Annotated in this window: 9 protein-coding genes; 4 read left to right on the top strand and 5 right to left on the bottom strand. The window is 70.9% G+C overall.

The window, feature by feature from the left end:
• The first annotated feature begins 167 nt into the window (after nt 1-167).
• Both WMF36_RS35140 and WMF36_RS35135 read left to right on the top strand, forming a co-directional pair.
• Nucleotides 168-1,187: a hypothetical protein gene (locus tag WMF36_RS35140; RefSeq protein ID WP_437575176.1), complete on the top strand. Its 1,020-nt coding sequence runs from the start codon at nt 168-170 to the stop codon at nt 1,185-1,187.
• Between the two features lie 181 nt (nt 1,188-1,368).
• Nucleotides 1,369-2,196 (top strand): hypothetical protein, encoded by an 828-nt coding sequence (locus WMF36_RS35135; protein WP_437575175.1) that lies wholly within the window; start codon nt 1,369-1,371, stop codon nt 2,194-2,196.
• A 76-nt stretch (nt 2,197-2,272) separates the two neighbouring features.
• Here the strand turns inward: WMF36_RS35135 and WMF36_RS35130 are convergent, their stop codons facing one another.
• From WMF36_RS35130 to WMF36_RS35115, 4 genes are all read right to left on the bottom strand, one after another.
• Nucleotides 2,273-4,567 carry a substrate-binding domain-containing protein gene (locus WMF36_RS35130; protein WP_437575174.1) on the bottom strand — a complete coding sequence of 765 codons (2,295 nt, stop codon included), beginning with the start codon at nt 4,565-4,567 and terminating at the stop codon, nt 2,273-2,275.
• Nucleotides 4,568-4,847: 280 nt separating this feature from the next.
• Nucleotides 4,848-5,930 (bottom strand): NAD(P)/FAD-dependent oxidoreductase, encoded by a 1,083-nt coding sequence (locus tag WMF36_RS35125; protein ID WP_437575173.1) that lies wholly within the window; start codon nt 5,928-5,930, stop codon nt 4,848-4,850.
• Between the two features lie 5 nt (nt 5,931-5,935).
• Nucleotides 5,936-7,780, bottom strand: coding sequence for a LodA/GoxA family CTQ-dependent oxidase (locus WMF36_RS35120; RefSeq protein ID WP_437575172.1), 1,845 nt, complete (start codon nt 7,778-7,780; stop codon nt 5,936-5,938).
• A gap of 190 nt (nt 7,781-7,970) precedes the next feature.
• A complete protein-coding gene (locus tag WMF36_RS35115) occupies nt 7,971-8,774 on the bottom strand; it encodes a TVP38/TMEM64 family protein (protein ID WP_437575171.1) in 804 nt (267 codons plus the stop codon).
• Nucleotides 8,775-8,856: 82 nt separating this feature from the next.
• Between WMF36_RS35115 and WMF36_RS35110 the strand changes: the two genes are divergently transcribed.
• Nucleotides 8,857-9,477: a TetR/AcrR family transcriptional regulator gene (locus WMF36_RS35110; protein WP_437575170.1), complete on the top strand. Its 621-nt coding sequence runs from the start codon at nt 8,857-8,859 to the stop codon at nt 9,475-9,477.
• A gap of 56 nt (nt 9,478-9,533) precedes the next feature.
• Here the strand turns inward: WMF36_RS35110 and WMF36_RS35105 are convergent, their stop codons facing one another.
• Nucleotides 9,534-10,493, bottom strand: coding sequence for a hypothetical protein (locus tag WMF36_RS35105; protein ID WP_437575169.1), 960 nt, complete (start codon nt 10,491-10,493; stop codon nt 9,534-9,536).
• Nucleotides 10,494-10,743: 250 nt separating this feature from the next.
• Between WMF36_RS35105 and WMF36_RS35100 the strand changes: the two genes are divergently transcribed.
• Complete coding sequence (locus tag WMF36_RS35100; protein ID WP_437575168.1) at nt 10,744-11,997, top strand: hypothetical protein; 1,254 nt, start codon at nt 10,744-10,746, stop codon at nt 11,995-11,997.
• The last annotated feature ends 341 nt before the right edge of the window (nt 11,998-12,338 follow it).

Below are 12,338 nucleotides of genomic sequence, written 5' to 3'. Positions count from 1 at the left end.
CTCGTTCATGGGCCTCTTGGGACGAACGAAACGAACGACACGGCACGTCGTGACGGTATTTTTCTGTCCCCCCGGATGAGCATTCGAAAGACGCGCGGGGCACGGCGATCAAGCTCCCTTGACTTGCCTGCGCGGGAGATGTAGCCGAGGACATGGCTGACCACGGCGTGAGATCCCGAGTCTTTGCGCGTCGCTTCCTCGCAGGCTGCCTGCCGTTGCTTGCGCTCATCGCCTGCGGCGGAGACGGCGCCGACTCGTCGCCTCCGCCGGCGACAGGTGGCAGCGGCGGCATGGGGACGAGCGCGACCGGTGGGAGCAGCGGCACGGCGAGCAGCGGCGGAACCGGTGCGTCATCGGCCGGCGAGGGAGGAACGTCCGCTGGAGAGGGTGGCGGCAGCGCGACCGGCGGGACAGGGGGCAATGGGAACGCCGCGGGTTGCACACGCGATCTTCTGAAGAGCACGATCGACGCCTATTTCGAAGCGCTCGCGGCGCACGATGCGTCGACGTTGCCTGTCGCCGACAACGTGAAATTCACCGAGAACGGCGAAGCCCTGACGCTCGGTCAGGAAGGGCTCTGGACGACCGCCGGCGCGCTCAAATACGCTCACAGCGCGCTCGACACCGAGACCTGCAGCTCCGCGAGCCAGGCAGTGGTGCCGGACGGCAGCACGGATATCCCGGTCGCCCTTCGCCTCAAGCTCCAGAACCAGCAGATCATCGAGATCGAAACCATCGTCGTGCGGCCAGGGGACTACAAGGTCTCCGGGCAAGATTTCCCCTCGAACACCGCGGTCATCATCGCGAGTGGGGATACCGTCAAGTGGGAGGAGCCCGTCGCGGCGGACAAGCGCGACGCGCGGGACGAGCTCGTGGGCTGGATGGACAAGTACTTCCGGTCGTTCCCGAGTGGCGTCTGCGACACGGTCAGCGACTGCAAGCGCATCGAGAACGGCGGCGGCTCGTTTGCGTGCAGCGCCGGCGCGAGCTGCGATCCTGGCCCGCCGGGCTCGGGGGCACTCGCGTTGACCCCTCGTCTCATCTTCGCCGACGTCGAGACAGGCATCGGGGTCGGGTTCACCATGTTCATGGGGAACACCGACATGCACATGTTCAAGATGTACGGCGGCCAGGTCTACGGCGTGAGCGCGATCCTGGGCGCCGCCAGCAGCTCGGGTTGGGAGTGAACGAGCTTCGTTTCCACGTTGCCCCGCCGCTCCGCTGACGGGCCACCTTCACTCCACAGCTGGGGGGCTCTCATCCTCCCTCCGCCGCGCTCCCTCCGCACAGCCCGATCGCCTGACGCCGCGCCGCCGGCGGTCCCGCGCGGTCGTGGACCGCGCCCGCGCGGCGGTGGTAGGAGAAGAGATGGCGAAGAGGCGCGCAGCATGGATCTGGGCGGCGTGGACGCTCACAGCCGGCGGGTGCACCGCGCTCGCGGGGCTGGACGACAGCTACCACCTGGTGGAGGGAGCGGGCGGCGCGACGGGCGGTCTGTCGTCGGCCTCGGCCTCGGGCGGCGCGGGCGGCGTGGGGGCGGGCGGGGGCGAGGGGGTCGTGCCCACGGACGTCGAGTGGATCGACGACATGGAAGACGGCGATGGCGCCATCGATGAGGCCGGTGGCAGGGTCGGCTACTGGTACAGCTACAATGATGGGACGGGCACGCAGACTCCCCCGGTCCACACAGAGGAAATGCCCGCCGGGTTCATCCCGGAGGCGCTCACGCCGCCGCGCGGCCAGAGCACGATGGCGATGCACACGTCCGGGTCCGGCTTCACGATGTGGGGCGCCGGGGTCGGCTTCGCGCTGAACGGCCCGGACATGGGTCTGCTCGCCTACGACGCGTCGGCGTACACAGGTATCGTGTTCTGGGCCAAGCTCGGCGACGCGGGCGCGGTGACCACCATGAAGGTCAACCTCTCGGACAAGGTCTCGGAGCCCGCGGGCGGGATCTGCGATGAATCGGGAGAGGACGAGGCCAAGAAGTGCTTCGACCACTGGTTTTACACCGCGCGCCTCAGCACGGAGTGGGCCCCGGTCGTGATCCCCTTCGAGGAGCTCACGCGCGACGGCACGGGCGCCGAGCCCACCGCCGAGGCCGTCGACGTCGCAGGGCTCTACGTGATCGAATTCCGGTTCGCGCAGGGCGAGGATTTTGACGTCTACATCGACGACGTCGGCTTCTACAGGTGATCCCCTGAGAGGCGCGCGGCCAGGCGCGGCGCGACGCCGACCCCAGGCACGTCCAGGCCTCCTCTCGCCCCGGCCATCAGGCGATGCGCGTTGCGCCGCGCTTCGCGCCGGCTGGGCGGAGGCCTCCTGTCGTCAGCTCGTGAAGGGCTGCCGCCAAGGACGAGTACGTGGACAGATCGCCGAGCTCCACGTCCACGAGGCTCCTGGCGATCTCGGGGCGCATGCCGACCAGGATGACGCGCGCGCCGAGCAGGGCGACCGCGCGGCTGGTCTGGCCCAGCGCGTGGGCGACCTGGGCATCCACGGCGGGCACGCCGGTGAGCTCGAGCAGCACGAAGCGCGCCTCATGCCGGCCCACCCCCTCGGCCACGTCCGTGAGCACCTGGAGGGCGCGGTCCCGGTCGATCGCGCCGATCAGCGGCACGAGCAGCACGCCGGGCAGGAGCGGGATGAGCGGGCAGCCGAGATCACGCACCGTCTCCGAGAGCGTGCGCTCCATCGCGTAGGCGCCCTGCAGCTCCGCGTTCTTCGCCGAGAGCGACTGGACGAGCTCGTTGCGCTCGAGGGCCGCGGCGAGCAGCGACGCCCAGACCCCGAGCGTTCCCTCGTCGCCGGCCAGCTCGCGGAGGGTCGGCCCCATGAGCGCCAGGATGCCCCAGTCGCGTCGGGCGGTGCGGATCGGCAGGAGGATCATCATGAGCGCACCGCTCGTGGCCGAGGGCGGCAGTCGATCCGCAGGAGGAAACGCCTCCAGCCGATAGCGGCCGCCGATCGGCGGCGTCGCGCTGCCATCGCGGCTGTAGGCGCCGGCGACGACGAGCGTCGTCGCGTCCTCCCGGAGCGCAAGGCAGCCCCAGATCGCGGCGGTCTTCGCGAGCCATGAGAGCGAGAGGGATTCTTGCTGGGAGCCGCTGAGCAGCGCGAGGCCCACGTCATAGTTGGACCTCACGAGCCTCCCGAGCTGCGTCACGGCGTCTGTCTCGACGTTGAGCCGAGCCCGAGCGAGCGAGAGGTGCGCGCTGTCCAGGAACGCTTCGACCCGCTGCGCGGACGCCGCGTCTCCACCCAGCCGCTCGCGGCGCCGCTCGTGGAACCGGCGGAGCAGGCGGACGATCGCCATCGAGGTGCCCATATCGGGCGCGATGCCGACGGCCTGCAGGTAAGCGCGCTCCAGCTCCTTCGCCGGAGGGGGCGCGGCGCCCGCGAGCGCCGCCGAATACGCTTCGAGCACCAGGGCGACCCCTGGCCATACGGCGGCGGGCGACGTGGTGGGCGCGAGGCGCTCGGGCGCGAGGAGCAGCTCGACCATCCGTCGGTCCAGGTCGCTGCCGGCGCCGTCCCCGGACGCCGCGTCCTCGTCGAGCAAGCTCCGGATCACGTCGCATCCGCACGAGAGCCGCTGGATCAAGGTGTTCGGCGTGAGCACGAGGTCGGGCAGGGCGGTCTCGCCGGCGAGCATCGAGACGACGAGATCGCACGCGGCGCTCCCCATCATCTCGAACCGCTGGCGTACGGTGGTCAGCGGCGGGTCGACGGCTTGCGCCTCCGGCACATCGTCGAAGCCGACGATCGCCAGCTCCTCGGGGATACGGACGCCCGCCGCCTTCAGCAAGGGTATCATCCCGAGCGCATTCTTGTCCGTCCCGAAGACCGCCGCCGTGCACGCATGCCGCTGCGCGAGGAGCTGCGGAGCGGCGTTCTCGCCTCCGGTATACCAGTTGTCGTCGCTCCGGATGACCAGCGCGGGATCGAACGGTATCCCCGCCTCGGCGAGCGTCACTCGGTAAGCTTCGAAGCGCACGCGCACATCGGACTCGTGGAAGCAGCCAACGAACGCGATGCGCCGGTGCCCGTGCTCGATCAGATGGCGCACCGCGCTCCGGATTCCGCTGTGATTGTCCGGAATCACGGATGGGCAGTTGCCCTGGTGGACATGGGTGCCGACGACGACGAGCGGGATCCGCTCGGCGGCGAGCTGCTCGATGCCGTCCACCCCGATCACGACGATCCAGCCATCGACCAGTTCTCTGGCGAGCGAGGGGGCCTGGAGCGCGGCGGGCGTGCCGCGCATCACCAGCGTCCGACAACCGTGCTGCTGCGCTGCTTCGTGGATGCCCTTCAGGACCGGGTTCCAGAACGAGCCGTCGAGATAGGGGGTGATGACGCCGACGGTATAAGCACCGGCCGCTCCACGGGCGCCTTTTCCGCGCAGGGGTGGCTCGGCGAGGCGACTCGCATCGCGCGTCGAGCCGCCGGCACCTTCTCCCGTGGCGTGTCGTCCGGCCACGCGAGCTCCCTGGACCAGGCCGCCAGGTGGGCTGCCCGACGGCTCCGGCGACTCGACTTCACTGCCCCGGCTACCCTGAACCATCACCGGCTCTCCCTGCTCCCCCGTCTCATGGCTGCGCTACCTTGTCCACCCATACCATGATCCGGACGTGTTCTTCTGCTACGCATCGATGTCGAGAGCGCCGCGGATCTCGAAGCGCCTGTGGCCATCAGGGCCGCCCCGCGATCTCTCGACAGCCTGGCTCTTGCGGCCATGACGACGTGATGAGCGCGAAGCGCTCGACCGGGCTCTTCGCAGCGGGGCCTTCTGCCAGATGATCCCGATCGGGCTTGTTTCGCCTACGCGCTTGGACGGCCGGCGCTCAGCGCGCGTGGCGTGCGTGCCAGTAGGGCGCATCGGGCCAGCGCTGCTCGCTGCGGTAGACCCGCAGGGCTTCGCGCCGGTAATCGTCGAAGGCGCGCGTGAGGCGGGCGCCGTACGCGGGCAGGGCCGTCGCGTCGCCGCGGGCGTCCGCGACGAGCGCGCGGGCGGCGTCGATGCCCGTGCGCAGAGCGAGGGTCAGGCCGTGCGCCGAGATGGGATCGTAGGTGAGCGCGGCGTCGCCGGCGGCCACCCAGCCTGGTCCGTACGGGGTCGCGAGCCGGGCGCTGCTCGCGTCGACGAAGCGCGGGGCGCCTTCGAGCGTCGCGCCGTGGGCCTCGAGGCGGCGCCGGGTGTGCATCGAGGCGTCGAGGAGCGCGCCCGTGCCTCCGGCGGTGCGCGCGCTCGGCGCGTGGTGCAGCGCCGCGTCCGTGAAGAGCGCGAGGACGAAGCGCCCGCCGGGGACGGGGGCCGAGTACCAGAAGCCCTCGCGCACGGCCTCGATGAGCGTGAACGCCTCGTCGATGGGCCGGGACGCGCGCGCGAAGGCGACGAGCGCCACCTGGTCCCACGCAATCAGGCGCGCCTCGCCCTGGCTGCGCGCGAACGACGCCGCCCGCCCCGACGCGTCGATCACGTAGCGCGCGCGGATGGCCGGGCTCGCGGCATTCGCCTCCGCGCGCCAGACGCCGTCCTCGCGCAGCAATCCCCGCGGCGCGTCCCCCTCGATGAGATGCGCGCCCGCCTCGGCGGCCCGCGCGCGCAGCATGGCCTCGAAGCGCGCGCGGTCGATATGAAAACCGTGCCCGCGCGGGTCGCGGAGGAAATCGTGCCACGCCATCGTGGCGCTGCCCCACGCGGAGGCATTCGCGTGGCAAGGCAGGTGCCCGTCGCCGAGGAAACCCTCGCGCACGCCGAGCCGATCGAGCAGGGCCGGCGCCCCGGGCGACAGGCTCTCGCCGACGCGTTCGGCCGCATGTGCGCGCCCGAAGACGGCCACGCGAAGACCCGCGCCGGCGAGCGCGATGGCCGACGCGCACCCCGCCGGCCCCGCGCCGATGACGACGACGTCTGCCTCGATCAAGCGTGCTAGTCCTCGGAGGACCAGATGGGCGCGAGCGCCGTCGCCTTCGGCTGATCGTGCTCGATCTGTCGGCCCGTCTCCACCCAGATCTCGCGGGGGAAGAGGCCGCCTGGACCGGGCTTTGCCTCGACGATGCCGACGATTGCCCATTCGCGGATGAACTTGTTGATGGCTTCCTTCGAGGGGTAGATTTTCGGCGGGAACGTGGGATCCATCGGGTAACGGATCCCGCGCAGCCACTTGACGCGCCGCTCGAAGGCAAAGACGCGCTGCTTCTCGCTCTCGGACGTGGATTTCATCAGCGTGTCGTACTGGGCCTCGTCGAGCACGTCGTTCGGCACGCGCGCGGGCCAGAACGTCGGCAGGTAATCGTCGACGTAGGGCACGTAGGCCGACAGGCATGATGAGGTGTCCGTTTGCCACGGCGTCGCCATCCAGCGGGTGATGTCGCCCGGCGTCGAGCCGTCGAGCGGCCCTCCTGGCCCGAGCGCGATGGAGGAGATGAGCTGCGGGCCCCAGTCGGGCGCGGGGGCGGCGCGGCGCTTGATGCGGAGCGGCTCTTCGTAGAGGATCTTGTTGCGCATCGGCCACGTGAATTCCGCGCCGGGGTGGAACGGTCCGCCGAGCACCTCGTCGAGCACGGCGCGGTCGATGCCCTGCACTTGCTCGGCCGCGCTCAGGCTGTTCCAGGGGCGAGGGGCCGCCGGCGGCCCGTCGGCCTCGAAATGGCCCTCGGCCCATTGCTCGAGCCACCTGTACTGCGTGGGCAGGACGGCCATCCACTCGCGCGGGCCGGCCTTCGTGGTGTCGCCCGTCATCGAATCGCCGTAATAGGCGGGTATGGCCGCCGGCTGCGGGTGCGCGTACGAGGCGTTCCTGAACGAATCGAGGATGCGGCAGCGGAGCGCGCGCGACGCGTCCGACGGGTCATTCAGGCGCGCGACGAGCGCGGGATCGGTGAAATCGCTCAACGTGCCGAAGCCGAAATCGCGCGCGAAGCCCGCGTTCACCCACTGGGTCTGCGTCAGGCGCTGGAGCAAGGGGTAGATGTGCTCGGAGAACTTCGGGCGCTGGGGGATGCGCGCCGGATCCATCTCGGTCGCGACCTGGAACAAGAGATCCCAGCCGGTGACGATGCCCTGCACGCCCGGCGCGTAATCGGGAGGTCCGACGATGACCCAGGCGCCCTTCGCCTCGTACGTCTTGCCGCCGTATTCGATCGTCGCGTCGACCGGCCCGTCGGAGGTGTCATCGTGCCAGCCGATGTTGTTGGCGAACGTGGTCGCGGGCTGGCCGTCGAAGCTCGCGGCCTCGCCGCGGCCGCCGAGGAACACGAGGCGCCCTTTTTCGTCGGTGCGCAGCTCGCCGAGGTAGACCGATTTGTTCACGAAGCGCCCATTGAACGCGCGGGAGGCGTCGTCGCCCTGCGCGTTGATGTTCTTGCCGGAGATCGAGGCGGGCGCCGGGGTGATCGCGAGGCTCGCGCGCTCGGGGCCCTTGACGTTCGCGTTGCGGAGCGTGCTCGCGAGGGTCTGCGACTCGGGGATGTCGAGCGCCTGATCGAAATCGAACCACGCCGCCTTCTTGTTCGCGATCTCGACCTTCCAGGTGATACGCGCGTCGTCGGCCGTGATCTCCTGGACGACCTGGCCGCGCGCGTCGAGTCCATAGACGCGAAAGCGCGCCGCTTGCCGCTTGATGCGGCCGCTCGCGTCGCGGTAGCCGCCCTTTTCACGCTCGGCGCCGGGATGCTCGGGACCGAAATAGTACGCGTCCGGGCTGTTGCCGACACGCGCCACGCCGATCGACGGGTAGATGGCGAAACTCGTGATCTCTTGGTGCTCGATCATGACGTCCTCCCTCGGAAACAACCGCCATCATCGGAGGCCGACCGCGTGAGCGTCAACGGGATCCGGAGCTCCGCGTACGATCTTTCAGGCGCAGCCCGGCGCAGCTCGATGATTGCGCGCCGAGGGTGACATCGACCGGTCGCCTCGTGCCACGGCAAATCGATCATTGGCCGACGCGGTGCTCGCTGCGTCAGTCGCGGGCTTCAGCAGAGCGGCTCGGGCGCGCCGGGCTGGACCGGCGGATCTCCCGCCGCGAGCGGCGGGCGACCCGAAAGAGCACCACCAGGAGGGCGACCGTCATCGCGCCCATGCCGACCCACACCGCGGGGGGCGCGTTGCGCAGGAAGTCGAAGACCTTCTGACCGAAATAGGCGGTCGCCAGCAGGGGCAGGATGTACCCGGCCAGCGAGCCCCAGAAATGGGTCCAGAAGCGCACCCTGGAGACGCCGAAGAAGGCGTGGAGCATGGGCGGCATCCAGAAGATGAGGCGGAGCATGAACACCGTGAACAAGGCCCGCTTCTCCAGCGCCTCGTCGTAGGCGCGGAAGCGCGCCGGCACCCGCCGCGATATCCAGTCGCGCGCCACGAAGCGCGCGAACGAGAAGCCCACGACGCTCGCCGCCATGGTGCCCGCCATGGAGAGCGCGAACGCCACCGGCCACGGCCAGATGAGCGGCGCCGCCAGGATGAACACCGTGCCCGGTACGCCGAACGGCTGGAGCGCAGCATACGCCGCCACGAACGCGACGTACCCCCACGGCCCGAGCTCCACGAGCGCCAGCTTGATCCGCGCGGGCTCACCGAACGTCTCGAACAGGCCGGCGCGCTGCGCGACGACGAGGAGCGCGACCACCGCCGCCACGGCGCCGATCTTCCCCCGGCGACCGGCGCTGGCGGCGGCGAGGTCGGGCGGCGGCGAGCCCGGGGCGACGGCCGCAGGCGGGGCGCCGCGTGGCTCGGGAGCGCCATCGGCCGGGGGGTCGGACTGCCGCACTCGACGAGCCTGACGAGCCCGGTACAGGCTGTCAAGAAGCGAGCATTGACAGATTGACCTATCGTTGTCAAAATCGTCATCCGTGAGCGGAGCGAGCTCCACCGACAGACCCGCCGAGGACGCGCGCCGCCGCAGGCTGATGGACGCGGCGCTGACGGTGTTCCTGCGCTTCGGCTTCCGGAAGGCCTCGATGGACGAGATCGCCCGCGCCGCGGGCGTCTCGCGGCAGGGGCTCTACCTCCACTTCGCCACGAAGGAGGAGCTGTTTCGCGCGTCGGTGGAGCATTTCCTCGACGCCGCGCTCGCGGCCGTGACGGCCGCGCTCGGCGACGCGGAGCTATCCCTGGAGAGGCGGCTTGTCGGCGCGTTCGACGCGTGGGTCGGCCGGTTCGTCGGCGCGCTCGGTCCCGGCGCCGCCGACCTGTCGGCCGCCTCGGACGAGCTCGTCGGCCCCTTGATCGCGCAGCGCGAGGGGCAGTTCATCGAGGCCGTGGCCAGGGCCCTGCGCGCCGCCGGGCTCGTGGCCGTCTACCGGCCTCTCGGGATCACGGGGCGCCAGCTTGCGGCCACGCTGCACGCTTCGGCGCGCGGGCTGAAGCACAGCGCCGGAACGCGCGAGGCCTTCGTCGAGGGCATGACCATCGCCGTGCGCGTGATGTGCTGTTCGCGCTCTCCCGGGGCCAACGCGCGGCCGGGCGGCTGACGGGGGCGCCGCCGCAGCGCGCGCCCCCGGCCAGCGTCACCCCCGCGGCGCGACCGTCACGGGCCGCAGCCGGCGCGCTCCGCCCCGAGCGCGAGATCGTCGTACCACATCGTCTTGTTGCCGCCGTGGTACTTCTCGAATCCGAACTTGAAGAGCTTGTAGTCGTACGGCCCCCAGTCCGTGACGTGCATCGCGTCGACCTCCTTGTCGTCCACGAACACGCGCACCTCCCTGCCCGGCCCGTCGTAGTAGAACTCGAGGCAGTACCAGGTGTTCGCGACGAGCTTCACGCCGCCGGTGCACGAGTACATCCCGCCGTTCGAGAGCTTCTCGGCGTCGTCGGACTTGCGGTTCAGCTCGAGCTGACACTGGTGCTCGCCGATGCGGATGGCTTCGCCGTTGTTGGGATCGCCGTCGGCGGTCGTCGCCGCGACATAGGTGTTGTGGCCCATCTGGATGTCTGTATCGCTCCTGAGGTAGACCCTGCCCCAGAACGTGGTCGGCACGGGGACGCCGAGCATCTGGCTGAAGCCCGTCCCCGAGACCTTGACCGAGCTCGCACCGCTGTGAGCCGTGCTGTCCAGCTTGACGTAGTCGGCCGCGCTGGCGCGCAGGTACTCGGGGAAGAACTGGAGCTCGGAAGGCAGCGAGCCTCCCTCGAAGTCGGAGCAGAAAATGCTGCACGCATCGGAACCCGTGCTGCCGGTCGACGTGCTGGTCGTCGTGTCGCCGCCGCCGGTCCCCGTCGTGGCGCTGCCGCTTGTGGCGCTGCCGCTTGTGGCGCTGCCGCTTGTGGCGCTGCCGCTTGCGGCGCTGCCGCTTGCGGTGCTGCCGCTTGTGACGCTGCCGCTTGTGACGCCGCCGCCGGCCGCGCCGGCGCCGGAGGACGTGCTCCCGGGGCCCGCGGCGTCACCGCCGGAGCCGCCGCTTCCGGAGTCGGATTCGCCGCCGCACGCGGCCGCGGACGCAAGCGTGAGCGCAGCAAAGAAGGCAAAGGAACGAGCCGCGAAGGACATACTGGAGATCTCCTCAACAAAGGGCGCAGAATGGCCCAAGCGATGCGTGCGACTCTACCAGTGAACCCCGCGCATGTCAGGCACAACCGGAGGAGTGGACCGCGCCAGCGTCGCTGCGGGCGTGAGGACGAGGCGGCGATGCGCGCGCCCGCGTGGAGACAAGCCCTCTGCGCCGGGCGCGGTCGCGCGGCGCGCTGGATCTCGCGCGCGGGCGTCGGCGATCCCTGCAGGTCGAGCTGATCCGGAGATCGTGTCGGTGCAGCCCGCGTTCCGGCCCTCCTTCGAGCTCACGAGCCGGCGCGTCGCGCGGCGTTACGAGGGCCTGGGTCGCGTCATCGGGGGGCTCGCGCTGCTCCCGATCGCGGGGCCTTTCGTCGTCAGCACGATCGCCGTCGTCCTCGCCCAGGTGCTGGGCGATTCGAGCCTCGATCGATTCGCGCTCAGTGCGCTCGTATCGATCCTGCTCGGCGTGCCCATCGCCTTCTGCCTCGCCCTGGTGAGCGCCGTGCTCAGCACCACCGCCTTCGGCCGGAAGCGTCCGGTGCGCGTGGTCGCCGGGGAGGACGGGCTGCGCCTCACCTTCGGCGCCGTGGAGCGCTCGGTCCCGCGCGCCGAGATCCGCTCGGGCCTGGTCGTGTCCGCGCTGCGCGTCCGGGTCGATCTCCACCTGCGCAGGGGGCGGGTGCTCGAGGTGCAGGTCGCGCGGGAGCGGGAGGGCGCGCGCCTGCTCGCGGCGCTCGGGATCGGCCCCGCGGAGCGGCGCGTCGCCGTCTCGCTGGGCGGCGTCAACCGCGAGCTCGCGGCCGGCTGCGTGGGCATGCCGGTCTTCATGGCCCTGTGGCTCTTCGCGAGCGGGGCGATCTCCAGGCCGGTCTTCAGCCACGCCGCGCTGGTCGTGGCGTGGCTGGTCCTCACCCTGGCGTCTACCTGGCTCTTCCGCCGCGCCGTTCGGCGCACCCGGGTCGTGGTGGGCAGCGACGGCGTGCGCGTCGAGCGGCCGTTCGCGAGCGTCTGGCTGCCTTACACCGACCTCACCGCGGTCCAGACGCGCGGCGATCGGCTCCTCCTCTCTCACGGGCGCAGCGAGGCCGCGGTCGTGCTCGGGACGGGGGAAGACCTGACCGAGTCGCTCGCGCAGCGCATCCGTGAGGCGCACGCGTCCGCGGTCGGCAGCGCGGCGCCGCGCGGCGCCGAGGCGCTGGAGCGGCGCGGCCGCGACCTCGCGGCGTGGCGCGACGAGCTCCGCAAGCTGATGGCCGCCGGCGACTACCGCGCCACGACCCTGAACCCCGAGGACGTGCTCCACACCCTCGACGACGCCGACTCCCCGCCGGATCGCCGGATCGGCGCGGCGCTCCTGCTGCGCATCGCCGGCTACCCCGAGGCGCGGGACCGCATCCGCGTCGCCGCCGACGCCACGGCCGACGACGCGCTCCGCACGGCGCTGGAGCACGCCGCCGAGGAGGAGGTCGACGACGCCGCGCTCGCGCGGGCCCTGCGCTGAGCCTGAGCCACGAAGCGTGAGCCACTCTGGGCCACGGGGGACGGGGACTTCGGGTCACTCCCACAAACGACATGAAATCCAGGGATTTCAGGCGCCGATGGGATGGCACATGTCGTGCACGATGCAGAAGCGGAGGTGTTCATGTCACGGTTCTTTCTTTCGGACGATGCATCCTTGTTGTCGCCGCGGCCCACGCCCCCGCCTCGGACGGCGGCCCTGGTTCGGGGGGTATCCCGCGCTGCCGCTGCGGCTGCCGCCGTCTTCGTGGTTGCCTGTGGTGCGCCCGGCGTCGAGGATGGGAATCAGGGTGATCAGCCCACCACCGAGCCTCAGCCTGACGA

Source organism: Sorangium sp. So ce887 (assembly GCF_051521455.1).
In the GTDB taxonomy this organism is placed as follows: domain Bacteria; phylum Myxococcota_A; class Polyangia; order Polyangiales; family Polyangiaceae; genus Sorangium.
Note: the sequence above shows the minus strand (reverse complement) of the source record. Positions and strands in the feature narration are given on the sequence as shown.